This is a genomic window from Aquiflexum gelatinilyticum (assembly GCF_024741135.1).
Classification (GTDB): domain Bacteria; phylum Bacteroidota; class Bacteroidia; order Cytophagales; family Cyclobacteriaceae; genus Cognataquiflexum; species Cognataquiflexum gelatinilyticum.
On sequence record NZ_JANSUY010000030.1, the window covers coordinates 1 to 26,665 of the forward strand.

The following is a 26,665-nucleotide window of genomic DNA, read 5'->3' on the forward strand; positions in this document are numbered from 1 at the left end:
ATTTTTTAGTAAAAGTCACCAACTATTTTTGACCACATTACCTTTTTCCCTGAATTTTTTTTCCGTCTCAATAAGTACCGCAAAATCTTATTTGAAGGTTATTGAGATTTCATTTTTGTCCGATAAATATTCAGATCAGAATATCAAGCCCCATTTAAGAACAAAGCTGTTGAATACATATTCTTCTTTGCGTACCGAAATGAATCCCGGTGGGATAGAGGCATCTCTAAAAGATGAAAATCCAATTTCTTTTGATCCCTCATAAAAGTTTGCTTCCTGTCTTTTGTATCCAATACTCAAAACCGAAGAATGCTTCCCTTTTTTTGAGTTGCGTCGGATTCCTATGCTGGGGTTCAAAAACAAACCTCCTTCATACCAGGATTCTGTCCATTCTGTTTCCACTTTTTTTTCCAACATGGTTGAGGCAGCCCCCAAATCCATTCCCGCAAATAAGGTATGCCTCTTGCCTTTGTCCAAAAAACCACGCCAACCCAAACCGATTGGCATCAAGGTAAAATTTGGATAGGTGTCTACTCCCACCAAAAATCCCGTGGCATGGTATTTATTGATCCACACACCATTCAATGTTTGGAATGAAAAATTTACTCTTTCAGTATATCCTTCAAAATCTGTCTTTACTTGTCCAATGGATAATCCAAGATCTGTTTGATTGAAAAAAGTCTTTTCTTGGGAATATGTTTTTCCCAAAAATGAAAAAAGGATCAAAATTAGAAACAGTATTTTCTTCATCGTCTAGTTTTTGAAAGGACATCTAACTCTTGAAGGGTTTTTTGAAATCAAACAATTACAGGATTTTTGACCTGAATGCAGCTCAATGGTTTGAGAACTGAGGGGGTTGAATAATCAAACTGACAGACTCCGTCAGGACCGATCACAATCAGAGATTTTGGACCGGGGATGATGTCTACCGATTTCATGGATTTCAAAAATTCCAATTGGTTTTTGTCTATATTCATGACGTCCGCAACTTTGAAGCTTTTGAGTCCGTGCTCCCCTTCTGCGATATAAAGAAAATCCCCTGCAAGGCCCAAACCGTGAGGATTCAGCATTTCATAGGCTTTCAATAACTTTGGATTGTAAGGGTCTTTGATGTCCAATACCTGTAGTTCATTGACACCTTGTCTGCAAAATTGACCATTGCGGAGCGTCACAAAGGCATAATCTTCGTTGACAACTACAGGGTCACAGGCAGTGAAATGTGAATACTCAGCCATTTTCTTTGGGTCTGAAGGAACCCTTGCATCATAGATATGCATTCCTGTATTGGAACCGATGAAAAGTTTTTCCTGAAAAGGGAAAATGGTTTCGATTCCCCAACCTAGGTCAATATTTTTGATAAAAACAGGCTCATCTTCTTTGTTGACATCAAAGACTCTAAGACTATATTCATCCACAGCATACAAGTGTCCGCTCATCAATGTGAACCTTGCCATTGAGCCTCCTTGACCATAGCTTTGACCTCCGCCTTTGCTACCGGCATCATTCGCCATTGCCAAAAACTCAGGACGGCCCCACCATCCTCCCCAACCCCACATCATATCAGATTCACTTGTCAGGACTGTATCTTTCCAAGTGATGATTTGTCCCGTATCAAAATTGCTATACATGTTTTTAAAAACATCTTCTTCCCTATCTACCATTTTGATACTCCTGACATCGCTGATATCAAAAGAAAGCAGGTCAACGTAATTGTCTGCATATAGGATTTCGCTATTGACAGCCAGGTCCACATTACCAGGGATGTTGATAAAATTGATGTTTTTTGGAGATGCAGGGTTTGAATTATCCAGAATGTGGATTCCCTTCTGTGGCTCATTGATAAAAAGGTAATCCCCATAAATGTAGATTTTTCCTGGGTTGTCCAGTTCCTTTCCCGGTTCGATGATGATGTCGGCTTGCCTTACTGTACTCATTTCCAGATAAACCGGATAGGATGTTTTGTAGGTGTAGGTGTTGGTGACCTCATCATGGCAGGAAGGTAAAACCAAAAACATCATGAACGCCAAAACCAAGTGCAGGTTTTTTCCGATAGTGGGGTTACTCTTATTTTTCATGGTAGTTTGGAAAATAGGTTAATTGATAAATAATCAGCTCAAAAGGCCATATCTCCTTGACGGTTATTTTGGCTTTTGTGCTACAGGGACAATAAAAAAATGTGAGAACTTCCGGTAAAAGTTTTTAGCTAGGTTATCATCTAATTTACCCAACCAATATTTTGTAGCTAGCCTGACATTTACTTCTAACTTAATCCAGCTTGTTTTTGAGCTTTCTTTCAAAATTTTCCAAAAGCTTGATATATGTCTTGGCTATGTTTTCGGCAAATTCACCTTGGAAATCTTCTGTATAAAGCGGGTTGAATTTGATCCTTTCTATGATCATTTCCAGCCAACCTTTACCGTCGTCAATCAGTTCTTCATTAAAAGCCTCAACAGTTGCATCCCGTGAACCTGAAAATGGCTGAATCCGACCTTGTTTTTTGAAATATTCCGCAATGGTTTTTAATGCCAATTCATGGGTAAGCTCAAATGTCCGGATCACCCTTTTTTGGTTTTTAGGTTCATTCGGAGCGGTTTTATAAAGCTTGACAACGTCCTGTAGCTCATTTAGAGCATCCTTATAGTCTTCAAAACACTTTTCGCAGGAGGGAGGAGCTATTTTCATAAGTAGTGGTGTCTATTTTGGAGTACAATTCATCTTGAAGATGTGGATTGCAAAACCTTAATTTAGGAAAATTATCTCACATTATAGGACTGCATAAAGGGTTGTCCGCTTGGGGTGATTCCCTCCAGCCTTAATCTGCCACTGAATTTTTCAAGATATTGGCCTACTTCATCAGGATTTTTGGCGGGTTCTCCATTGATCATGGTGATCACAAAACCATTGTTTAATCCCAGATCCCTCAAATATCCCCTTGTCATTGAAGTAATTTTGATGCCATAGTTGATTCCGAATTTATCTTTTTCTATGGTATTGACAGTCTCAAGTTTCGCCCCAAGCAAATTGGAAGTGTAATATTCCCTTTTGATCACTCCGGTAGTTCCCTCCAGATTTTGGAGAGTAAGTGTAGCACTCTTGAGTTCAGTGCCTCTTTTAAATTGGACACGGACTTTATCGCCTGGTTTATAATAGGACAATACTTCCTCAAAACTTCCTTTTCCTGTAATGTCAATATTTTCTATCCAAGTCAGGACGTCATTTTTTTGCATTCCTGCTTTTTCTGCAGCACCTTCCCGTACTACGTGTGTTATGATAACCCCATCCAATGAAGGTAATTTCATATCTTCAGCGAGTTCGGGAGTGATTTCAACTACTTCAAGTCCGGGAATGGCTTTCTGGACTTCACCGTATTTGATCAGGTCATTGGCGATTTTCATGGCAATATCTACCGGCACTGCAAATCCATATCCTGTATAAGAACCTGTTCTGGAAAGGATCGCGGTGTTGATCCCAACCAATTCCCCATTAATATTGACCAGAGCACCGCCAGAATTACCGGGATTGATCGGGGCATCGGTTTGGATAAAGGACTCCAAAGGAAATTCACCGCCCAAAATATTGATCTGTCTTTCTTTGGCTGAGACAATTCCCGCTGTTACGGTGGATGTCAGATTGAAAGGATTTCCTACGGCAATTACCCATTCCCCAATTTTTAAGCTACGGCTTGTCCCCAATTGGATGGCAGGAAGATTGGCCGCCTCAATTTTCAATACTGCAATGTCAGTATTCTTGTCCGTCCCGATCAATTTGGCAGGGTAGGTTCTTTTTTGATGGACGATTTCTATGGTTTCTGCACGGTCGATGACGTGGTTGTTGGTGATGATGTAGCCGTCAGCACTGATGATCACTCCCGAACCGGTGCTTACCCTTTGGGTTGGTTCGGTTCCAAAAAAATAGTCAAACATGCTGTAACGTCTTTGGTCCGTTCCCGAAAAATTCTTAATAAAAACGACTGATGGGGTGCTTTTCTCCGAAGCCTCTACAAATGATATCGGGGCATTAGTACTTGGCAAAGGCTGTGAATTATAATTGACATTATAATTTGGAATACCTGGAAATTCATTCGTTCCATTTTGTGGAATTTTTTCATTTGGGCCAAATTCCTGAAAGGCCCAAGCCCCTAACAAACCTGCTGAAAAGGCCAAAAGAATTGTCTTCGCATTTTTTATCATATTTGCCATAACGAATTACTCAAAATTTGGGTTAGTCCTTTTGTAGTACTGTTAGATGTATACACCGATTTATGTGCCAAAATTACCCCTTTTCAAAAAGACTGAAAAATTTGGAGGAAAAGTCCATTAACCTTGTAATTTTGTCATGTCTTAAAGGGAATTTATCAGACAGATAGACTTTGTCCCTTGATCATGCAAATTGAATTAATGTCAGGAAAAAAGAATGTAGCCATCCTTGGCTCGACAGGGAGCATAGGAACCCAGACCCTCGAGGTCATCAGATCTCATACCGAAAAATTTCAAGTTGAAGTCCTGACTGCCCAAAATAACGCTGATTTATTGATCAATCAGGCCATTGAGTTTCAGCCCAATTGTGTGGTGATTTCCAATGAAGCACTTTACGAAAAGGTAAGGGATAGTTTACTTCCTTTGGGGATCAAAGTTTTTGCAGGGGAAAAAGCCTTAGCAGATGTGGTTACTATGGAATCTATAGATATCGTTTTGACAGCTCTTGTCGGATATTCGGGACTGATTCCTACCATGAAAGCAATTGAGGCCGGAAAAGCGATTGCCCTAGCCAATAAAGAAACCTTAGTGGTTGCTGGTGAATTGGTTACCAAATTGGCCCGTGAAAAAGGAGTGAATATTTATCCTGTTGATTCAGAACATTCTGCGATTTTTCAATGTTTGGTAGGAGAGTTTCACAACCCTATTGAGAAAATCATACTTACTGCCTCAGGAGGTCCTTTCAGAGGAAAAGACCGATCTTATTTGGAAACAGTGACCAAGGCCCAAGCCCTCAAACATCCCAATTGGGACATGGGAGCAAAAATTACCATAGATTCTGCTTCACTGATGAACAAAGGTCTGGAAGTAATCGAAGCCAAATGGTTGTTTGGGTTGTCCAAAGATCAGATTGAAGTGGTTGTTCATCCCCAATCCATTATCCATTCTTTGATTCAATTTGAAGACGGGAGTATCAAAGCACAACTTGGATTGCCTGATATGCGTATTCCTATTCAGTTTGCTTTGAGTTACCCTGATAGGTTAAAGGCAGACTTTCCGAGGTTTGATTTTGCCAAATACCCAAACTTGACTTTCGAACAACCTGATATCCAAACATTCCGTAATTTGGGTTTGGCTTTTGAAGCACTTGAAAGAGGAGGAAATGCACCTTGTATTTTAAATGCCGCCAATGAAATCGTTGTGGCTGCATTTTTGAGGGAGGAAATCGGATTTCTTGAAATGTCGGACATTATTGCCGAGACCTTGGTAAAAGCTGATTTCGTTAAAAAACCAACATTGGAAGATTATGTAAATACGGACAAAATGTCTCGTATCATCACAGAAGAATTTATAAAGAGTAAAGTATAATGGATACACTGATTATGGTAGCCCAATTAATTTTGGGTTTGTCAATTTTAGTAGGCCTGCATGAGTTAGGCCACTTGCTTACCGCCAAAATGTTTGGGATGCGTGTGGAGAAATTCTCCATTGGATTTCCTCCAAAAATCATCGGCTTCCAATGGGGTGAAACAGAATATTCCATAGGAGCGATTCCTTTGGGAGGTTTTGTCAAAATCTCCGGTATGGTCGATGAATCCATGGATACAGAAATGCTATCTTCCGAACCCCAACCTTGGGAATTCAGATCAAAACCGGCTTGGCAGAGATTGATTGTAATGCTTGGGGGTATCATTGTCAATGTGATTACGGGTATCATAATTTTTGTGGTTTTGGTACACCAAAGAGGAGAAACTTATTATTCGCGCGACCAAGTCATTCAGAATGGAATAGTTGCTCTTGAAATAGGACAACAGATTGGTTTTCAGGATGGGGACAAAATTCTTGATATCAATGGCTTACCGTACGAAAGCATCAATGAACTGAGTGGGGGAGAGGCTTTATTGAGCAGTGGAGGTTTTTATACAGTGGATAGAGGAGGAGAAATTCTGAAAATCGAAATCCCAAGAGGGTTTATCAATTCCTTTAACAGTGAGCAGGCCATGGCCAGCTTCATCAATATCAGGATTCCTTTTGAGGTCAAAGAAGTAAGTCCAAATTCTTCAGCAGAGAAAATAGGCTTGAAAGCCGGGGATAAGATAGTAGGAGTAAACGGTTCTCAGATTGCTTATTTCAATGAATTGCAAAGCTCTCTTGCAGATCTAAAGGGAAAAGAAGCCACTTTGGTGGTTGAAAGAAACGGTGAAACCTTAGAAAAAACAGCCCAAATATCAGATGAAGGAACAATCGGTATTGCGGTGAATCCTTTATTGGAACCTGTTGTCAAAAAATATGGTATTGCGGAGTCTATCACCAAAGGAACTCAGCGGGCATTTGGAGTAGTTATTGTCAACGCAAAGGCTCTTGGAAAAATGTTTACCGGAGAGGTGTCAGCCAAGAATGTAAGCGGTCCGATAGGTATGGCAAAAATCTATGGCAACAGTTGGGATTGGGTTAAATTTTGGAGTATCACCGGTTTGATCTCCATGATTTTGGCATTTATGAACCTCCTTCCTATTCCCGCACTCGATGGTGGACATGTTATGTTTCTACTTTATGAGATGGTTTCAGGTCAGGCGCCTTCCGATAAGTTTTTGGAAAATGCACAAAAAGTTGGGATGGTTTTACTCCTAGCCTTGATGGTTTTTGCGATTGGGAATGACATCCTGAAATTATTTACAGGGCCTTAATTTGGTCAAAATCCAAGATTTCAAAGGGGATGAAAATTTTTTTCATCCCCTTATTTTTTAATATTACTTTTTTGGGTATCATTGTTCGATTTAAAATTTGATCGCCCATTTATGAAGATATTTGCCGCCATTATTTTGGTTTCGACATTGCATTTTTTTGTTTTTTCCCATTTTGCCACAGCACAGTCAGATGATTACATCATCCTAAAAGACGGCTCCAAAGTTTATGGTAAAATCGAAAAGAAGTTTGACTATGAATCTTATGATAAAATCCGTTTTTCAAAACCGGGTGAAAAACCCAAAACCCTTTTTCCAAGTGATATTGGTGGATTCGGGTTTGAAAACGGATGGCAATATTTGGTAAAAAAATTAGCCGAGGAAAAAGAACCTGAATTCGTTCAGGTTTTGATTTCAGGTAAGTTAACCTTATTGAGAAGCCAGAATATTTTTTACATAGACAACGGCACAGATATCATAGAATTGGTAGCCCACTACGAGGAGGAATCAATAAATGGCAGGGAGTTCAGTGACTTCAAGAGACCATATATCGCTACCCTGAATATGTTGATGGCGGGAAATTGCACCAATGAATTGTATCAGGATATCTTCAATTTAAAATATGAAGAATATGGTTTTATTTCAGTTTTGTCAAAATATCACCTTTGCGAAAATCTGCCTTTTGAGCTCCATTTCAAGAAAGAACCATTTACCAGGATTTCTCCTGTGATTTCTGCAGGGATGTCTTCTATAGTGCTCACCCCATCTACTATTAGCGGAAACAGAAAAGATGCTTTTGAGACCAGTATTTTTCCCATTTTTCAGATAGGTGTCAAAGCACATCAGTTTAGAAAATGGCCAAGGTTGTCTATGGATGTTTCTATTGCTTATCTCAGGCAGGACAATACAGTCCTTTCAGAATATGTTTCTACCGAGCAATACATGACAGCTACCGAGAATTATGCTGCAAGCACCATCATGGTCCCTGTAACCATTAACTATACCTGGATCAGAATGGGGAATGTCGATTCCTATATCGGATTGGGGGTTGTGTCCAATTATAACAAGATCGAAAGTGAATTTTCCATCATTGACCAGACATTGAATTCAACCGGAATCACCACCCTTTACGAAGAACCATTGACAGATATCAAAAGAAGGTTTGTCAGTCCTGTTGCAAAGCTTGGGAGTGTCATCAACTTAAGCAAAAAACTCGCTTTGATCGCAGAGTTTCAGATTACACAAAATTCCGAAGTGATGAGTGTAAGCCTTCCTTTCAATGTGGTAATCTATGACAGGATGGTCAGTTCCCTTCTTATTGGTTTACGTTTTTAAGTGGAGAAAATTATGAAAGCAAGAATAATAGCATTGTTGGTATTAGGAGTTTCAGTCTTTTACTCCTGTCAAAAGGAAGAAGATGTCAAGCCTGCCACAAATCCGAGATTTAGTGTGGCTCAAATCCAAGAAACCAATACGCAAGGTATTTCTGTGGCGGCAAATGTTTTTGATTATGGATCTGATGAGATTATTGAGTATGGTTTTGCTGTGTCTGTATTGCCACAACCCAAGATTCAACCCTTGAGTGTAACCAAGAAGTCGGGAAAACCTGAATTATTTTTTGATTTGGTCATCACCTCATCACTCACAAAAGGTGTGACTTATTGGGTTGCAGCTTTTATTAAGACAAATAAAAATATTGTTTATTCAGAACCGGTTTCTTTTGTCAGTACCGGTTCAGGAGGGTTTTTTGTTGAAAAAATTAATTTTAAAGACGAGGTTTATTATGGGGATACAGTGGAGGTTATTGGAAATAATTTCAGCGATGGAATGGCAAATAAATCTGTAAGTGTCTCTGATGCGGAGGCACAAGTGATTTATGGAGACCAAAACGGTATTAAGTTTATTTTGCCGAAGGAATTGGCAAATCAAATCAATAAAAAGAACTTAGAACTTTCAATCAAAATCTCTGATGGAGTTCTAGAAAAAGAATTCAAACGGGTTTTTACATTTGTTGACCCTATTTTTGAGGTTCAAGGTTTTCAAAGTTTTAATTTTGGTGATACTTTAACTCTCCAAGGGTCATTTTTTCTTGGTCAAGACATTTTTGTCAAATTTAATGGAAATCAAATTCAACCCATCTCAACTTCAGAAAACGAAATAAAATTCAAGGTTTTTGATTTAAATCACCCGCTTGAAAAGCCAAACCTAACAATTAATGTAAGGGGCAAAGATTATAATTTAGGCCAGATTTTTGGGATTAAACCCACTATAGTTAATCCAGGTCAAGAAATTGATGTTTATTTTTTCTCCAGCTCAATAATTGCAGGGGAGAATTTCGCCCCGGATCTTTCAGGGTTTAATCAATTAATAGATGAAAATGGATTTCAAATACCCTTTAACATGGTTTTTGTAAACCAAAATGAATTGCATATTAATTTCAATTCCGATTATATTTTTCCCCAAAGGTCAGGGAAATTTTTCATTAGGAATTTCGATAAATTATCTGAAAATGGGGTGAATTATAAAATCATAAGTCCATTATTTTTAGTTGCTAAATATAATGAGCAACAGTATGGGATAGATAGTGAATCAATTGTTTTAGGAAATAAGGGGTATTTTGTTTCCGAAGATAAATTATACAGTGTCCTGTTGGAGAGTAATTTTAATCAAAGTCTTGAACTTCAAATTCCATTTTATTTCCATAATTCTACCATGTTCAGGCAATTTGGCGGGAAGATTTATATGGGAGGAGGTGTATCTGATGAAGGTTTTGATATCAAGACCTTTTACGAAATTGATCCGATCTCTAAATCCGTAAGAAAGTTGGCTGATTTTCCTGAAAATTTCGGGAGACCCACAAAAATTTATGAGCATAATGGCGACATAATTTTTGAAGGAGGATCTTTTCAAAATTCACCGGAGCAGCAAGGATTTACTAACAAAAGATATAAATATTTGGTACAGCAGGATGCGTGGGCCAAACTGGATGATTTAGCAGAAAGTGTAGATTTCTATAACTTTCAAGAAGATTTAATTTTTGAATATAAAAATGAAATTTTTGCCTTAAGAAATAATGCTTCCACATACAGGAAGGAGCTTAAAAAGCTGAACAAAAGTACGCTATTATGGGAAAATTTGGCAATATATGATGTGTATGAATCCTTTAGGATGAATGAAGTTCTTATTTTTAAAGAATACGCATATGTCAGGTTTCAATCACTTTTTATCAAAATTAATCTTGAGAACTACTCCTTTGAATATTTAAATACCCACCCTGATAATCCCTTAAGTTTAGGATTTAGAGGTATTTTACTCCAAAATAATGATAAAGGCTATTTTCACTATGGCGATTTACTAATTGAGTATGATCCTTATTTCGGAAATTAACCAACCATTTAGTGCATTCTAAGTTAACTAAGGCGATTTCTTATTAAAGGAGAGCTCTAGGTTTAGGATTCTTGAACCAAAACATAAGTTTCAACAGGGTCCTATTTAGGCTTTATTCACAATAAAAATTATCATATTTTAAAAATCACATGAAAAAAATAATAACCCATTTACTATTGATAGCTTTTTTTGGTATTATCAACAATTATAGTTTTGCTCAAATTGACAAAAAAGATTATGTTATTTATTTAACAGGGGAAATTATCCGAGGCGAAGTAAAAAAGCCATTGGATCCTAGAAGGTATAAGGTTTTGGAATTTTCAGATGAAGGAATTTTTGACACAATATTCAAACCTGAAGATATCCGAGGATTTGGGCTTGCCAATGGTGCAAGATATAGATCTGCAAGTCATCCAAATACAGGAGAAATTGTTTTTTTTGAAGAGATCATTGTAGGGAGAAAAAGTTACTTAAGTTACAAAGATCAGCTATTTATAGAACTTGAGGAGGGTTTGAAAAGACTTGAATTTAAGCAAAATAAGGAAGTAAATATGAGGCAGGTTAAAACTGAATCATTCGGATATATAGGTTTGTTGACTTATGGGCTCGGAACAGGAATGGAATACGACTTTGTTGAAAAAATCAGAAATGTTCCACCAAAAAAAAATGCGATTAAAGAATTATTTGAGGAATATCATAAATTGAATGATTACGATTATGAAGAGTTTGGCGCCAAATATCCTTTGCTCAAAATCAGCCCTAATATAGGTGTGGGATATTACCAAATGTTTCAAAGTGTAAATGGTACTTATTCCTCAGTTCAACCTGTCAGTAGTTCTTTAGGGATCAACGCCTTGTTGGATTTTCACTTGGTCAGGGATGCTCCTAGAGTTTTTATAACTTCAGGATTTATTTTTCAAAAATTTCAGACTTCAATGGATATTAATTTTCCGGTATTGGGTGGACGTTTTATTATCTATGAGGATTTTGATATCAGCAGTGTTGGTATACCTTTATTGTTCAATTATTATCTGGCAGGGAATGATAAGTTTAAAGTTCATACAGGAATAGGGATGAATTATAGATTGTTGAATAAAACTACCAATGCGATCATTGCTGAAGCCAGAAAGACTAACGGAGAATTGATTGAATCATTTAACCCCCAAGAACTAGATGTAGGCAATAATATTGGATTGCTTATTAGATTGGGATTAACCACAAAAATCACAACAAAAACAGCTTTGGTTTTGGAGGGCCAAGTCCATAGAATGGGACGTTTTGGGGAGATTTTCGCTTCTGCCCCGGGAGCGCAGGCTTCGGGTCATTATAAATACACTTTGAATGGTTATTCTTTGGTTGCTGCGATTAAATTTTGATTGTTTTAGTGTTTTGAAAGAAATCAAATCGAATTCAATTGATATTAATACTTATTAACCTGCCAATTTGTACTTAAAATATCCTTGGCATGTTCATTGATTTTATTTGAAGAACCTTCTTAAATTGAGGGTTCTTCTTTATTTTATTATTTACTTGACAGCTTGTCTGTCATATTGTCCTTTATGAAGAATTTTGAAAACCAATTATACCAATCGATGATAACAGGTGATTATGCCGGAGAAGGCGATTTAATTCAGCTGATTGCTGACGATGAAGACGAAAGCCTACAGCAGCCGGAAAATTTTTCTACTGATATCCCGATTCTTTCTGTTCGCAATACTGTCTTGTTTCCCGGGGTAGTCATCCCGATTACCGTCGGTAGGCAGCGCTCTATAAAATTGGTCAAAAAGGCTCAAAAAGGGGACAAACTTATTGGAGTTTGCGCCCAAATCAATGCCCAAAACGACGATCCATCTTGGGAGGATATTTACCATGTAGGTACTTTGGCCAAGATCATTAAAATGATTATTCTTCCTGATGGCAATACTACAATTATTATCCAAGGAAAAAAGAGGTTTCGCATTACCGAAACCGTCACTGAGGATCCATATTTTATGGCTAAAGTAGAATACCTTGAGGAGAATTTTCCAAAAAACAGTAAAAAAATAAAGGCTTTAGAGGAATCACTGAAAGATTCCGCCGCCAAGATTTTACACCTCAATCCTGAGATTCCAAGGGAGGCTCAAGTGGCTTTGGACAATATAGACAATACCGCTTTCCTAACTCATTTTCTTTCCTCAAACATCAATGCGCCTGTTGAAGCAAAGCAGAAATTGCTTGAAATCAATGATGGTGTAGAGAGAGCCACACTCTTGTTGGAGTTTATGATGAAGGACATCCAAATGCTCGAACTCAAAAGCGAGATTCAAAAGAAGGTCCATACAGACATCGACCAACAGCAGCGGGATTATTTTCTACGTCAGCAAATGAAAGTCCTTCAGACCGAATTAGGTGAAGAAGGACCTGAAAAGGAAGTGGAAGAACTCCGTGCCAAAGGATTGCTTAAGAAGTGGCCAAAGGAAGTTGCCAGACATTTTGAAAAGGAACTTGATAAAATACTTAGAATCAATCCCTCTGCGGCTGAATATCCGATCGCTTTGAATTATGCAGAAACATTAGTGGAACTCCCATGGAATGAAACTACAGAGGATAACTTTGACCTCAAAAGGGCAAAGGCTATTTTGGACAAAGACCATCACGGTATCGAAAAAGTCAAAGATAGGATTATCGAATACCTTGCCGTTCTCAAATTGAAGAAAGACCTTAAGGGACCGATTTTGTGCCTTTATGGACCTCCGGGAGTTGGTAAGACATCTTTGGGTAAGTCCATCGCTACGGCGCTGGGAAGGAAATATATCAGGATGTCACTTGGCGGATTGCATGATGAAGCCGAAATCCGCGGACATAGAAAAACCTATGTTGGCGCTATGCCGGGAAAAATTATTCAGAACATGAAAAAAGTCAAATACTCCAATCCTGTATATGTATTGGATGAAATTGACAAATTAAGTTCAGATTTCAGGGGAGATCCATCTTCTGCTTTTTTGGAAGTTTTGGATCCGGAGCAAAACAGCACTTTCGTTGACAATTACCTGGAAGTGGAGTATGACCTATCCAAAGTTTTATTTATTGCCACAGCCAACTCCCTTGATACCATTCAGCCTGCACTCCGGGATAGAATGGAGATCATAGAAGTAACAGGATATACCCTAGATGAGAAAATTGAAATCGCTAAAAAACACCTTATTCCCAAGCAAAGACAGGAACATGGTCTCAAAGCAAAAGATATATCATTTGATAGGGCAGCGATCTCAAAAATCATAGAGGATTATACCCGGGAATCGGGTGTAAGAAATCTCGAAAGAGCCATTGGCAAAGTGGTCAGAAACCTGGCAAAATCTATTGCCATGGAGGAGGAATATGACAAGAAAATCACACCCGATATGGTACGGAAAATTCTTGGTGGAGAAATTTTCGACAAAGAAATGTACCAAGATAACAGTACTGCAGGTGTAGTGACTGGCTTGGCTTGGACATCCGTAGGCGGGGAAATACTCTTTGTAGAAACTTCCCTAAGTAAAGGAAAGGGAAAATTGACACTTTCAGGTCAATTGGGAGAAGTGATGAAAGAATCTGCAATGACAGCACTTTCATACCTCAAATCCAAGGCTGATAAATTGGGAATTGATGACCGTTTGTTTGATTATTATGATCTTCATATACACGTTCCTGCGGGAGCAGTTCCTAAGGACGGGCCTTCTGCGGGTATTACCATGCTGACAGCAATGGCTTCCATTTTTACCCAAAGGAAAGTGAAATCCAAAGTGGCTATGACAGGGGAGATCACTCTTCGAGGCAAAGTTATGCCCGTGGGTGGGATCAAAGAAAAAATCCTTGCGGCAAAAAGAGCTGGGATCAAGGAAATCATCCTCTGCAAAAATAACAAAAGAGATATCGATGAAATTGACAAGGAGTATATCAAAGGCGTAGACTTTCACTTTGTAGACAAAGTGGAGGAAGTGCTTGAGATAGCTTTGATGAAATCCAAAGTGGATGATCCAATGATATTTTCTTTCCCAAAAGAATCTGAAAACAGCAGGCAAATAGCATGAGGTGATTTTAAGCTGAAGAAATTTGGCTGATATTTTCTAAACCCCTTTTTTGGAAGGCATGCATCATACAAATCATCCAAAAGCCAAGCGTTCTTACCATTTCAGAATGTTTTGCAAAGTACCCTGTGGATCAAATGTTTTCAATATCCACCAAATTAAATGAATGGAGAACGTTTTAACGTCAACAATATGAGAAATGATTTTAGTGATTTGACTCCAAAACAGATTGTTGTGGAGCTTGATAAATACATTATAGGGCAGCACGATGCCAAACGAAACGTAGCGATTGCCCTTAGAAATAGAATAAGGCGAATGAATGTGAAGGGAGATATTCAAAAAGATATTGTCCCCAATAACATCCTTCTGATAGGATCTACAGGCGTTGGTAAAACAGAGATTGCAAGGAGATTAGCAAAAATCGCAAATGCTCCATTTACCAAGGTGGAGGCATCTAAATTTACAGAAGTTGGGTATGTAGGGAGAGATGTGGAAAGTATGGTCCGTGATCTTGTAGAGCAATCCGTCCATTTGGTAAGAGAAAAGAAAAATGAAGAGGTAAAAGGTAAAGCAGCAGAAGCTGTAGATGAAGCAATTCTTGATATTCTCATTCCACCGGTAAAAACCGCAGGCTTTGTACGTCCTTCCACCTCTATATCAATAGATTTTAATCCGGAGCAGGCTCCTGATGATGAGCTAAATGAAAGGACGAGAGACAGGTTTCGGGAAAAACTTAAAAATGGGGAGCTAGAAGACCGAAAGGTAGAAATCAATGTCAAGCAAAGTCCTCCTGTTGGAATCGGAATGATAGGCAACGGCATGATGGATGATGCCAGCATGGCGGGAATTCAAGACATGATTAGTGGCATGATGCCGAAAAAAACCAAGAAAAGAAAGGTTACGATTGCGGAAGCACGAAAGATACTGATGGAAGAGGAAACCTCAAAGTTGGTGGATTTTGATGAGGTAAAGGAGGAAGCTCTTCGGTTGGCTGAAAACAATGGAATCATCTTCATAGATGAAATAGATAAAATAGCATCAAAAAGTGGAAAAGGAGGAGGTGGGCCTGATGTCAGCAGAGAAGGTGTGCAACGTGATTTGCTGCCGATAGTAGAAGGAAGTGCTGTAAATACCAAGTATGGTATCATCAATACAGATCATGTCCTGTTTATTGCGGCCGGGGCATTCCATGTTGCAAAACCATCCGATTTGATTCCTGAACTTCAAGGAAGATTTCCAATTAGAGTTGAATTAAACAGCTTGACAGAGGATGATTTCTACAGAATATTGAAAGAGCCTAAGAATGCCTTGACCAAACAATACCAGGCTTTGTTTGAATCGGAAGAGGTATTTCTTGACTTTAATGATGAAGCCATCCGCGAGATTGCCAAATTGGCTTTTCAGATCAATGAGGAAGTGGAAAACATCGGGGCAAGAAGGCTCCATACCGTCATGAGTCACTTGCTTAACGATTTCCTTTTTGAAGTTCCTGATACCATAGAGGCAAATTCAAAAATCATGATTACCCAAGAAATGGTACAAGAAAGATTGACTTCTTTGGTCAAAAACAGAGACCTTTCACAGTATATCTTGTAAATAGATTATCTAAATCTCAATTTCAAAACTCCAGACTCCAAAGCATTTCTCTGTTGATGTCTGGAGTTTTTTTTATGTATAATTTCTAAAATCAATATCTTTGAATCATGTCAAAAGGATCACTTTTTATAATTACCGGTACTAGTAAAGGTATTGGCGAGGCTCTGGTGAGGCAGGTTCTTCAAAAAAATCCATCCCTTGTCATAGGTATTGCCCGAACCAAATCTCAAGTATCCCATTCAAATTACCGCCATGTGATCTGTGATCTGGGGGATTTAAAGAATCTTGAAAGCAAACTTGATGATATCTTCCCCAAAGGGGATTTTGATCAAATAGTGATGATCAACAATGCAGGGATAATTGGTGATATTGCGCATCTGGGCAAATTGGGAAGCCAAAGTATCCGTCAGATTTTCGAGATCAATACGATTGCACCGACCATTTTGATGAATGCCTTTGTTAAGAAATATGCGCGATTGGAGGAAGTGAAAAAAATCGTCGTAAATATAAGTTCAGGTGCGGCATCAAAGGCAATTGATGGATGGGCAGGTTATTCGGCTTCCAAAGCTGCCTTGAATATGTTGACCCAAACAGCCCAAAATGAAGCAGACCTTGATCGCAATGGAATTCGATTTTTTGCAGTGGCTCCGGGAGTGGTGGATACCGCTATGCAACAACAAATAAGGAATTCTTCTGCTTCTGATTTTTCTTCACTGCCGAAATTTATATTGCTTAAAGAAAACATGAATTTGAGTAGTCCGGAATTTGCGGCTGAAAAAATACTGTATCTGATAGAAAATGCAGATAAATTTGAGGGGGTGATTCAGGATGTTCGAGAATTTTAATTTTTTAAGGGCATTTTATTACAAAGATCAATCCTTTTTTGGAAAGTCAAAAAACCAGAATTTTGCATTTTTTGAACTGATTTCATCCCAGTTTTTTATATCGAATTTTAACCCAAATTGCCCCGCAGTCGGAAGGTTATCAATTTCACCGCCAAATTTCCAAATCAAATCATTTAAACCGGGGTTATGGCCCACTAAGAATAAAGTCTTGACTTCATCTCGGGTTTTTTTGATTTCTGACAATAATTGATTCACTGAGCAATGGTATAAATCTTTCTTGAAATCTATCTTTTTTGGTGAAAAATCCAGATATTCTGCGGTAATGATGGCAGTTGCTTTTGCCCTTTCAGCATCTGAAGAAATGATGGCATCGGGGTGGATTTTTTCTTTCTTTAACCTCTTTGCCATCTTTGGGGCATCTTTAAGTCCCCTCTCAGCAAGTGGTCTGTCGTGGTCATTTAGAAAGGGATCATCCCAAGAAGATTTGGCATGCCTGATAATTACAAGCTTTTTCATATGGCCAATTTAGCAAAATAAATTTTTGTTTTGTCATCTAGTATATTTACATTTAAAGGACATTTAACCACAAAATTCTAAAATTTATCATGCTTACCGGAACAGTAAAATTCTACAACGATGCAAAAGGATTCGGCTTTATCGTTGATGACGAGTCTCAAAATGATGTATTTGTCCATGCCACAGGACTTGTGGACAAAGTAGCCCAAAATGACAAAGTAACCTATGATGTTAAAGATGGCAAAAAAGGCCTAAATGCAATTAACGTAAAAAAATTATAGAAGTAGCTTTGCTTTGAAGTATAAAAAAAGGACTAAAATGAAATTTTTAGCCCTTTTTTTATGCACTTGTTGGAGTGACTTTCTTAAGCTTTGTTCTTTCGAATACTGAAATTGATTCAAATTTTTCATCAATATCTACTCCTGAAAGATAATCATTGATCAATTCCCGTAATTCTTGAAAAGAAAGGTTGTGGAGTATTTTTCCGTTTTTCGCCAAAGAAACCTGTCCTGTTTCTTCTGAAATGATCAATACCAAAGTGTCAGTTGCTTCTGACATGCCTATACCGGCACGGTGCCTCAGACCAAACTGGGCCGGTACTTCCCTTTCTGTCACAGGAAGGATACACCTTGCAGCTTTTACCTTTCCATTATAGATGATTACTGCTCCATCATGCAATGGGCTATATTTATTGAATATTGAAATCAGAAGTCGTTTTGAAATCTGTGCATCCAGAATATCTCCGCTTTCAGCATAAAACTTCAATTCGGTATTGCTAGACAAAACCATCAAAGCACCGGTATTTGTACCTGAGAGACTTTTTGATGCCTCGATTATTGGATTAATGTTAAATGCATGACTTTCTCTTTTTTTCCAAAAGAGCAATTCCTGAAAGAAATTTTCATTGGATAGGAAAGAAGACCTGCCTATTATCAAAAGAAATTTACGGATTTCCGGAGCAAATATGATGATTGCGGCGATCACACCCACTCCCATAAATTGGCCCAAGATAATCGAAAGGAGTTCCATCCTCAGAGCACTTACCATGAGGTAAATCAAATATATGGATAAGAAGCCAAGGAAAATTTTGATCGCCACGCTACCTCTCAAGAGTTTGTAAACCTGATATATAAGGATACTCACCAATGTGATATCTATGATATTCACAATGGATATTTCTAAAAATCCTATTTTGAAAAGTAATGTCAAGGGTAAATTTCTTTATATAATTTGATGGTTTCTTTTGCTTCTTTCACGTCATGAACTCTCAAAATGTTTGCTCCGTTTATCAGGGCGGCCATATTCAAGGCAGTTGTTCCATTTAGTGCATCTTCAGCCGTAACTCCAAGGATTTTTTGAATCATGGATTTCCTTGATACCCCAACCATTATCGGAGCTTGAATTCTTTTAAAATAAGCCAAATTTTTGAGAATCCAATAGTTTTGTTCCAAAGTTTTGGCAAATCCAAATCCAGGGTCAATCCATACATCTTTAATGCCAGCTTTCTTGCATAGGTTCAGTTTATTAGAAAAATAATGCATTATTTCTGATAAAATATCCTCGTAATCAGTTTTTGTTTGCATCGTCTTTGGGTTGCCCTTCATATGCATGGCTATGTAGGGAACATTTAACTTTCCGACTAGCTCAATCATTGAAGGATCAAGTTCTCCGGCGGAAATATCATTGACAAAATCTGCGCCTGCAGCAACTGCCTCTTCGGCAACTTTTGACCTGAAAGTATCTATTGAAATTAGGATGTCGGGAAATTCCCTTTTGATTTTTTCAATCGTAGAAATGGTTCTTTTCAATTCTTCGTCAATTGAAATATCCTCAGCCATTGGCCTGCTTGAGTAGCCACCGATATCTAAAATGTCTACACCTTCGAAAATCATCCTTTCTGAAACTTTCAAAAAACCTTCTTTTGATGTAAGTAACCTGCTGTTTTCAAAAAAGGAATCGGGAGTCACATTTAATATTCCCATAATCCAGGGTCTATCCAAAACCAATAGCTTTCCTTTGGAACAGAATGTTATTTTTGTGGGAAATAATATATCTTCGGAGGCGGAAGTCAGTTGAAAATCAGAAATCATTAAAATCGAAAATACTTTGAAAACGCAAACTGTCAGCGAATATAATCAAGTTATCGGCCATTGTAAAGAACTCTTTAAGAAGAAAACCCAAGATTATGGGACAGCATGGAGAATCCTTCGGCTTCCTTCCATCACGGATCAGATTTTCATAAAAGCGCAAAGAATTAGATCTATTCAGGAAAAAGGGAATCAAAAAGTCAATGATCCGATTGCAGATGAGTTTGTCGGGATTATTAATTATTGCATTATCGCTTTGATTCAGATTTCTTACCAAAATGACACACGTCTTGAGATCCCATTTAGTGAACTTGAACCTTTTTATGACCATTGGGTTGAGGCTACCAGAAGTTTATTGGAAGACAAGAACCATGATTATGGAGAGGCCTGGAGAGACATGAGAGTAGCGTCCATGACTGATATTATTTTGATGAAACTCTACAGGGTAAAGCAAATCGAGGACAATCAGGGAAAGACTTTGGTTTCAGAAGGAATTGAAGCCAATTATCAGGATATGATCAATTATTGTGTTTTCTGTTTAATTAAATTGAATTATCATGCTTAAGCAAACCATGCCATATATTATCAGGTTCTTGGTAGGAGGGCTGTTCATTTTTTCAGGATTGATCAAAGTTAATGACCCGGTAGGCACCGCCATTAAATTGGAGGAATACTTTGATGTGTTTTCCAATGATATTGCCTCATTCTTCTCTATTTTTAAAGATTATGCATTAGAAATAGCAGTTTTTTTGGTTGTAGCGGAAGTTGTACTGGGTGTGATGCTTATTCTTGGAGTGAGGTTAAAGCTTACCGTTTGGGCATTAGGAATCATGATTTTGTTTTTCACCTTCCTTACTTTTTATTCAGCCTACTTCAACAAAGTTACCGACTGTGGATGCTTTGGAGACGCTATTAAGCTGACACCTTGGGAGTCATTTACCAAGGATGTGATTTTATTGGTGCTGATAGGAATCCTGTTTTTTTTCAAAAATGATCTTTCAAATCAGAGTCCAAATTGGGCCAAATGGGTGGTTAGGTCTAGTTTGCTCCTTTCTTTTGTTTTGGCCATTACTGCCATCAGAAATTTACCTTTTATTGATTTTAGAGCTTACAAAGAAGGTGTCGATATCACGACAGCAATGAAGCCTTCAGCCCCTTTGCAGTATAATTATATCATGAAAAAGGATGGAAAGGAGGTAGTTCTAGACCAATATCCAACCGATGAATCTTATGAGTTTGTGGACATGGTTTTGGTAAATGAAGATGCGTTGCCTAAGATTTCAGATTTTGCTGTTTGGAATGAAGAAGGTGATTTTACCGAAGGTATTTTGACGGGCAATAAAGCGGTGATTTTTGTGACATTCATGGCCAAAATGAATACAGATCATCTTGGGAAAATTGATGAAATGATAAATGGTCTTCAGGGAAGCGGCATCACGCCGGTTTTGGTTGCAGCCTCTTCAGTAGATGAAATCGAAGCATTAATTTCTTCCCGGAACTGGGGAATAGAAGGTTATCAGGGAGATGCCACAGTTATCAAAACCATCATGCGTTCCAATCCCGGGATTATGCTGATTCGGGAAGGTGTGGTACTCAAGAAATACCATTACAGGAATACACCTAGTCCTGATGAGATAAAAAGTCTTTTTGCCCAATGAAATCACCATTGAAAATTGTATTGGTAGGAATGCCCGGTTCAGGAAAATCTACCTTTGGAAGACAGATTGCTAAGCAACTTAATTTCACATTTATTGATTTAGACCAGGTGATCGAAAAGGAAACCGGAAAGAAAATAAGAGAAATTTTTACTTTGGAAGGAGAAGGAAAATTTAGGGAGTACGAGACTTTTTTTTTGGAAAAAACTTTAGCTTCTGAAGACGGGCTTGTTCTATCAACAGGTGGGGGAACTCCCTGTTTTAATGACAATATGGAGGTCATTAACCAAAAAGGTGTTTCGGTTTATTTAGATGTTAGTTTGGAAGAGATCAATAAAAGATTATTGAGGGATCAAACAGGAAAGAGACCCATGTTTGCCGGATTAGATGAGGGGGAAATCACTTTAAAATTGAAAAATCTTATTCTTCAGCGCGAATTTTATTACTTAAAATCGAAAATAATACTCAGCGGAGAAGATATTTCCACTGATCACTTGTTATCAGCATTAATGGGATTTTTTAAAAATTGAAACCAAATGTCAGGATTCCGGAAGTGATGTTGTTTCTGATTTCGGTAAAGGGGCCTATATTGAATCCACCCTCCTCCACAGGAAAAGAATTGTAGAGTTGATCAAAATTGGTTGAAGTCAAAGCAAAATCAACGTACATGGCTTGTAACCTTACACCAAGTCCTCCTGAATACTGTTGGGTTCTTCTGTCAAAACTACTGTTAACAAAAGGATCTCCATAAAACCCGTACCCGCCTCTTACTCTCCAAATGTCAAATCTGAATTCACCTCCGACTCTGTAATTCAAAGTTTGGCCAAACAATGCACGGATTTGTTGATTATCAGCACCTGCATTGAAGTCTCTTGAATTTATTCTGCTTTTACTGTAGTCAAGATAGTCGATGTCTGCGGTAATGAAACCGCTTTTCCCCAAGAAAATTGTTGCCCCGCCACTCAACCTCAATGGTGTATTTAGGTTATAATTGCCAATGGTGATTGGAGTTGAGGCTTCTTCTCTGGTTAGTGTAATGTTTTCATCTTCAAAGAAAAAATTGTCAAAATTATTGACCATCCTAGCCTCATATTGTTCATTGAAATTATACCAAGTTGGAGATTGGAAATTGACCCCTAAGTTTAGCTGGTCTATTGGCTTGAATATTATTCCAAGGTTGATATTGGCACCAAAACCACTCATGGTGAGTCTTTCATCTATTGTGGAATTCAATAAAGGTTCATCAAAAAATTCTTCTCTATAATTCTTTCTTGAACTGTATCTTACTGACGATAAGCCCAATCCGCCACCAATAAAGAATTTGTTGAGGAAGTTTGCTCCATAAGAAATGGATGTTTGACTTATTCTTCCATCAGTGATTACTGTTTCATCCTGAAAAGGAAAGCCTAAAACAAATGAATCATATTGGCTCGGGTTGTTTATAGGATTTCCGTTGGAATCAAAGGCTATGGGATTGATGAGGAAGGTCTGATAAGCCAATCCTGTTAGTCCAAAATTTTCAATTTGACTTTCCGGTATTCCATTTGCCTGCTGAAGAAAGAAATCAATTATAGAAACATCTCCTTCTACATCTGAAAAATAGCCAAATTGACTGTTGAAATAATTCATTCTATTAAAGCTGATTCCAAAAGAGCCGCCTTTAAATGCATTGGTATTTAATGCTCCTTGTCTTGGATTGCTGATTACCAAACTCAAATTAGGTATAGAAAAATTTCCGGTACGGTCATCTTGGATTTGGCCCAAATAATTGGATTCTGTATTCCATGTCCCAAAAGCTGATGAGAAACTAAACTCTGACCTTCTGAAAAATCCAAGGCCTGCAGGATTGGTGTGGATATTTGAAATATCGCCACCCAGAGACATTTGAGCTCCTCCTAAACCAATTATCCTAGCAGAACCTGTAGACCTAAACTGGCTGAATCTTAGTGCATCTTCATAATATCCAAATTGGGCGAGTACCGTAGAAGTACCTAAAAAAACCATAAAAATTCCTAGCAATAAATGTTTTTTCGAAATCATATAAGGAATATGGAAATTTGATTTAGGGTATTAAACAAGAGAAGATTTAAAATTTTAACTTCATTCCGGCTCTATAAAAAAAGGGGAATTATCTTCCCCCTCTGCCTCCTCTAGAACCTCCGGAGCTCATACCGCCTCCTCGACTTGCTCCTCCCATGCTACTTCCACCACTTCTACTTGGTGAACTGAACGAAGGAGATGAACTTCGACTTGGGGCTGACATACTGCCACCCCTTGATGGAGCTGACATACTTCCACCTCTCGATGGTGTTGTAGATCTATTATTATTCATTGTGTTACCTCTGTTGTAAGAAGGGTTTGCACCTCTGTTTGTATTTGTTGTTCCTCTGTTGTTGAAACTTGGAGAGGTGGTGCCACCTCTATTGACAGTTCCGTTTGACATTCCGGAATTGCCCCTGGAGTTATAAGTTGGGCGGGCATTGTCAATCCCGGTCCTATTACTTGGTCTTGTTGCTGCGGCTGATCCTACATTTCTATTTCCGGTAGCTGCGGAATTAGCAACCCTACTTCTTGAGCTATTGTAGTAATCATTTTGTGATCTACCAAAATCCCTTCCGGCAGTCCTATTGCTAGCTCCGACAGACCTGTCAGGACTTACAGCATCTCTTCTGGCTGATCTTGCAGTAGATGGATAATTTGTTCCTGGTCTGTTCCCCACTGAAGCCATACCGGAGTCTCTACCGGGTCTACCCCCTCTTACTACTTGACGGCCGTTTTCACCGCCCCAATTTCCTCCGCCCCATCCTGGAGCTCCCCATCCCCATCCTGGCATACCCCATCCTGGTCGTCCCCAACCCCACATTCCGCCACCCATCCATGGGTTCATCCAAGGATTCATCCATGGGTTACCCCACATTCCTCCCATTCCCCATCCGATTCCCATATTCCATCCCCACATTGAGTTCCATCCCATTCCCCACATTGGCATTCCCCATCCCATTCCCATACCCCACATCGGAGCACCGAAACCCATGCCGAATCCAACATTTACGTTAAGTCCAGTGTTCCATCCTGCCCCATTCACTCCCGCACCTGAACCGTAGAAATTATTATAAACATTTACATTTGGATTTGATTCTTGTACCTCATTGTCGTCAAAATATACCTCACCGGTATTTTGGGATGCGTTCTGAGATTGATATTTGGCTATATATTCGGGATTTACATTTCTTGCTGAAAAATTTTCTTGCTCAAATTCAGCCGGATTTACAGTGTTTAATTCTCTGAAACTCTCCGGATTATTATTTGAAACTGCAAACTGGGTGGCTACCTTGACATCTGAAGCCATAAAGTATAGATCGTCGGTTTCTCTACCCCTTGTTGCTGTTTGACTAGTGCTGCAAGAAGAGAGGATAAGAACTGTACCTGCTCCAAGGATCAATATTTTGTTAAGATTTTTCATTTGTTTGGCTTTTACTAATTACCGTTATATACGAGTCATATAAGAGAGGGTTATCATTTTTTGGATTATATTTGCCCCCTACAGTAATTAGCGAAGATAATTAGATTTTTGAAATCAAAAAACACTATGAGTAAAGGATTGCCAAAAAGGAGTGAAGACTACTCTCTGTGGTACAATGAATTAGTAAAACGGGCTGATTTGGCTGAAAATTCCCCTGTAAGAGGTTGTATGGTTATCAAACCATATGGGTATTCTATCTGGGAAAAAATGCAGGCAGAGCTCGATAGAATGTTTAAGGAAACAGGGCATACAAATGCTTACTTCCCTCTTTTCATTCCAAAATCTTACCTTTCCAAAGAAGCCAGCCACATTGAAGGATTTGCAAAAGAATGCGCGGTAGTGACCCATTACCGACTCAAAAACTCTGAGGATGGAAAAAGTGTGATCGTCGATCCGGAAGCCAAGTTGGAAGAAGAATTGATAGTCAGACCCACCTCTGAAACTGTGATTTGGAGTACTTATAAAAATTGGATACAATCCTATCGGGACCTGCCGCTGTTGGTAAATCAATGGGCAAATGTGGTCCGATGGGAAATGAGAACCAGGTTGTTTTTAAGGACAACTGAATTTTTGTGGCAAGAGGGACACACTGCACATGCTACAAAGGCAGAGGCAATTGAGGAAACTGTTAAAATGATGAATGTTTATGCAGAATTTGCAGAATCATTTATGGCCCTTCCCGTTGTAAAAGGAGTAAAAAGTGCCAATGAAAGATTTGCAGGAGCTGAGGACACTTATTGCATTGAGGCATTGATGCAGGATGGTAAAGCCCTGCAAGCGGGAACTTCCCATTTTCTTGGTCAAAATTTTGCCAAAGCTTTTGATGTCAAATTTGCAACAAAAGAAGGAGGACTAGAATATGTTTGGGGAACATCCTGGGGAGCAAGTACCCGATTGATGGGTGCTTTGATAATGGCGCATTCGGATGACAACGGATTGGTTCTTCCGCCAAAGCTTGCACCAAACCAAGTAGTCATTGTTCCGATATATAAAGATGAGGAGGAATTAGATAAGATTTCTGCTAAAGCCAAAGAAATCATCGGTAAACTTAGGAGGAAAGGCATTTCCGTACATTTTGACAACCGAGACACACATAAGCCAGGATGGAAATTTGCTGAATATGAACTCAAAGGTGTTCCACTCAGGATAGCTATGGGACCTAGGGATTTGGAAAACAATACAATAGAACTGGCAAGACGTGATACCCTTACCAAAGAAACCGTAAATCTTGGAGAAATAGTATTGGAGGATTATATCAGTAACTTGCTTGATGATATCCAAGAAACCATCTACAAAAAAGCATTCAATTTTAGAGAACAGATGACCACTGAGGTCAATTCATGGTCTGAATTTGAAGAATTATTGGAGTCCAAAGGTGGATTTCTATCTGCCCACTGGGATGGTACTTCTGAAACAGAAGAAAAAATCAAAGAACTAACCAAAGCGACTATCAGATGTATTCCCATAGACAGAAAGGAAGAAAAAGGGAAATGCATCCTTACCGGAAATCCTTCCCAAGGTAGAGTTTACTTTGCAAGAGCCTATTGATAAATGTAAAACCTTAAAGGTGCCTTCTCATTTTGATGGGAAGGCATTTTTTTTGCTTTAATTTTATTTTCAATTTTTCTCGATCAAAAAACTGACTAATTTCATGAAAAATAAATAAAATGGTCTGGTTTATCTTAAGTACGCTCCTCCTGATTGGATTGATCTTGGTGATCGCCGAAATACTTTTTGTTCCCGGTACTACTGTTGTTGGAATCATTGGTGTTCTGGTGACTGCAGTGGGTATCTACTACGCCTTTGTGACTTTTGACAGGCAAGTAGCGAGTATGGTTTTGGTGGCTTCCCTTGTTCTTAATTTTGGGGCATTGATCTATGGCTTCCGTACAGGAGCCTGGAAGAAATTTGCACTTAAAAGCGCAATCAAAAGCAGGGCATTTGATGATCGGCTCAAAGGCTTGGAAGTAGGAATGAAAGGAATCACTATTTCTGATGTCAAACCAATTGGAAAAGCTGAAATCGGTGAAGGGATTTATGAGGTCAAATCAGAATCAGGTTTTATTTCGGTAGGCACCTCAGTTTTTATCACTAAATTGGAAAACAATACAATCATCATTAAATAATAAT

At 38.5% G+C, this 26,665-nt stretch carries 23 protein-coding genes; 14 read left to right on the forward strand and 9 right to left on the reverse strand.

Going from position 1 to position 26,665, the window contains the following annotated elements:
- Positions 1 to 135 precede the first annotated feature (135 nt).
- The 4 genes from NU887_RS20510 to NU887_RS20525 form a co-directional block, all read right to left on the reverse strand.
- Positions 136 to 750 (reverse strand): hypothetical protein, encoded by a 615-nt coding sequence (locus NU887_RS20510; protein ID WP_258425265.1) that lies wholly within the window; start codon positions 748 to 750, stop codon positions 136 to 138.
- Positions 751 to 797: 47 nt separating this feature from the next.
- Positions 798 to 2,075, reverse strand: a complete 1,278-nt coding sequence (locus tag NU887_RS20515; protein ID WP_258425266.1) for a hypothetical protein — start codon at positions 2,073 to 2,075, stop codon at positions 798 to 800.
- 190 nt (positions 2,076 to 2,265) lie between these two features.
- Entirely contained in the window at positions 2,266 to 2,682 is a 417-nt protein-coding gene (locus NU887_RS20520) for a nucleotidyltransferase substrate binding protein (RefSeq protein WP_258425267.1), read from the reverse strand.
- A gap of 71 nt (positions 2,683 to 2,753) precedes the next feature.
- Positions 2,754 to 4,190 carry a trypsin-like peptidase domain-containing protein gene (locus NU887_RS20525; protein WP_420839802.1) on the reverse strand — a complete coding sequence of 479 codons (1,437 nt, stop codon included), beginning with the start codon at positions 4,188 to 4,190 and terminating at the stop codon, positions 2,754 to 2,756.
- 207 nt (positions 4,191 to 4,397) lie between these two features.
- On the opposite strand from NU887_RS20525, the gene NU887_RS20530 reads away from it, so the two are divergent.
- The 8 genes from NU887_RS20530 (at position 4,398) to NU887_RS20565 (ending at position 16,754) form a co-directional block, all read left to right on the forward strand.
- Positions 4,398 to 5,564 carry a 1-deoxy-D-xylulose-5-phosphate reductoisomerase gene (locus NU887_RS20530; RefSeq protein WP_258425269.1) on the forward strand — a complete coding sequence of 389 codons (1,167 nt, stop codon included), beginning with the start codon at positions 4,398 to 4,400 and terminating at the stop codon, positions 5,562 to 5,564.
- A complete protein-coding gene (gene rseP / locus NU887_RS20535) occupies positions 5,564 to 6,883 on the forward strand; it encodes an RIP metalloprotease RseP (RefSeq protein ID WP_258425270.1) in 1,320 nt (439 codons plus the stop codon). Before NU887_RS20530 ends, rseP begins: the two co-directional genes overlap by 1 nt.
- A gap of 111 nt (positions 6,884 to 6,994) precedes the next feature.
- Positions 6,995 to 8,215 carry a hypothetical protein gene (locus NU887_RS20540; protein WP_258425271.1) on the forward strand — a complete coding sequence of 407 codons (1,221 nt, stop codon included), beginning with the start codon at positions 6,995 to 6,997 and terminating at the stop codon, positions 8,213 to 8,215.
- A gap of 12 nt (positions 8,216 to 8,227) precedes the next feature.
- On the forward strand, positions 8,228 to 10,267 hold the full coding sequence (locus NU887_RS20545) for a Kelch repeat-containing protein (RefSeq protein ID WP_258425272.1): 2,040 nt from the start codon (positions 8,228 to 8,230) through the stop codon (positions 10,265 to 10,267).
- 149 nt (positions 10,268 to 10,416) lie between these two features.
- Positions 10,417 to 11,643, forward strand: a complete 1,227-nt coding sequence (locus NU887_RS20550) for a hypothetical protein (RefSeq protein WP_258425273.1) — start codon at positions 10,417 to 10,419, stop codon at positions 11,641 to 11,643.
- Positions 11,644 to 11,826: 183 nt separating this feature from the next.
- On the forward strand, positions 11,827 to 14,316 hold the full coding sequence (gene lon / locus NU887_RS20555; protein WP_258425274.1) for an endopeptidase La: 2,490 nt from the start codon (positions 11,827 to 11,829) through the stop codon (positions 14,314 to 14,316).
- A 189-nt stretch (positions 14,317 to 14,505) separates the two neighbouring features.
- Entirely contained in the window at positions 14,506 to 15,909 is a 1,404-nt protein-coding gene (hslU, locus tag NU887_RS20560) for an ATP-dependent protease ATPase subunit HslU (protein ID WP_258425304.1), read from the forward strand.
- 107 nt (positions 15,910 to 16,016) lie between these two features.
- Positions 16,017 to 16,754 (forward strand): SDR family NAD(P)-dependent oxidoreductase, encoded by a 738-nt coding sequence (locus NU887_RS20565; RefSeq protein ID WP_258425275.1) that lies wholly within the window; start codon positions 16,017 to 16,019, stop codon positions 16,752 to 16,754.
- 27 nt (positions 16,755 to 16,781) lie between these two features.
- Here NU887_RS20565 and NU887_RS20570 read toward each other — a convergent pair whose 3' ends face one another.
- On the reverse strand, positions 16,782 to 17,270 hold the full coding sequence (locus NU887_RS20570) for a SixA phosphatase family protein (protein ID WP_258425276.1): 489 nt from the start codon (positions 17,268 to 17,270) through the stop codon (positions 16,782 to 16,784).
- Positions 17,271 to 17,359: 89 nt separating this feature from the next.
- Here NU887_RS20570 and NU887_RS20575 point away from each other — a divergent pair, with 89 nt between their 5' ends.
- Positions 17,360 to 17,551, forward strand: a complete 192-nt coding sequence (locus NU887_RS20575) for a cold-shock protein (protein WP_113926186.1) — start codon at positions 17,360 to 17,362, stop codon at positions 17,549 to 17,551.
- A 58-nt stretch (positions 17,552 to 17,609) separates the two neighbouring features.
- Here NU887_RS20575 and cdaA read toward each other — a convergent pair whose 3' ends face one another.
- Both cdaA and folP read right to left on the reverse strand, forming a co-directional pair.
- Positions 17,610 to 18,479: a diadenylate cyclase CdaA gene (cdaA, locus tag NU887_RS20580; protein WP_258425277.1), complete on the reverse strand. Its 870-nt coding sequence runs from the start codon at positions 18,477 to 18,479 to the stop codon at positions 17,610 to 17,612.
- Positions 18,476 to 19,360 carry a dihydropteroate synthase gene (gene folP, locus NU887_RS20585; protein WP_258425278.1) on the reverse strand — a complete coding sequence of 295 codons (885 nt, stop codon included), beginning with the start codon at positions 19,358 to 19,360 and terminating at the stop codon, positions 18,476 to 18,478. The genes cdaA and folP overlap by 4 nt, the downstream gene beginning before the upstream one ends.
- A gap of 16 nt (positions 19,361 to 19,376) precedes the next feature.
- On the opposite strand from folP, the gene NU887_RS20590 reads away from it, so the two are divergent.
- From NU887_RS20590 to NU887_RS20600, 3 genes are read left to right on the forward strand one after another with little or no spacing between them, the layout of a single operon-like run.
- Positions 19,377 to 19,922 (forward strand): DUF1599 domain-containing protein, encoded by a 546-nt coding sequence (locus NU887_RS20590; RefSeq protein WP_258425279.1) that lies wholly within the window; start codon positions 19,377 to 19,379, stop codon positions 19,920 to 19,922.
- Positions 19,915 to 21,015, forward strand: coding sequence for a BT_3928 family protein (locus NU887_RS20595; protein WP_258425280.1), 1,101 nt, complete (start codon positions 19,915 to 19,917; stop codon positions 21,013 to 21,015). Before NU887_RS20590 ends, NU887_RS20595 begins: the two co-directional genes overlap by 8 nt.
- Entirely contained in the window at positions 21,012 to 21,542 is a 531-nt protein-coding gene (locus tag NU887_RS20600; protein WP_258425281.1) for a shikimate kinase, read from the forward strand. The genes NU887_RS20595 and NU887_RS20600 overlap by 4 nt, the downstream gene beginning before the upstream one ends.
- On the opposite strand, the gene NU887_RS20605 is transcribed toward NU887_RS20600, so the two are convergent.
- Together NU887_RS20605 and NU887_RS20610 are read right to left on the reverse strand one after the other, a co-directional pair.
- A complete protein-coding gene (locus tag NU887_RS20605) occupies positions 21,532 to 23,052 on the reverse strand; it encodes an OmpP1/FadL family transporter (protein ID WP_258425282.1) in 1,521 nt (506 codons plus the stop codon). The two genes, NU887_RS20600 and NU887_RS20605, sit on opposite strands and share 11 nt — an antisense overlap.
- Before the next feature lie 88 nt (positions 23,053 to 23,140).
- Entirely contained in the window at positions 23,141 to 24,475 is a 1,335-nt protein-coding gene (locus NU887_RS20610; RefSeq protein ID WP_258425283.1) for a hypothetical protein, read from the reverse strand.
- A 126-nt stretch (positions 24,476 to 24,601) separates the two neighbouring features.
- On the opposite strand from NU887_RS20610, the gene proS reads away from it, so the two are divergent.
- Positions 24,602 to 26,083, forward strand: coding sequence for a proline--tRNA ligase (proS, locus tag NU887_RS20615; protein ID WP_258425284.1), 1,482 nt, complete (start codon positions 24,602 to 24,604; stop codon positions 26,081 to 26,083).
- 119 nt (positions 26,084 to 26,202) lie between these two features.
- Positions 26,203 to 26,661 (forward strand): NfeD family protein, encoded by a 459-nt coding sequence (locus tag NU887_RS20620; protein WP_258425285.1) that lies wholly within the window; start codon positions 26,203 to 26,205, stop codon positions 26,659 to 26,661.
- The last annotated feature ends 4 nt before the right edge of the window (positions 26,662 to 26,665 follow it).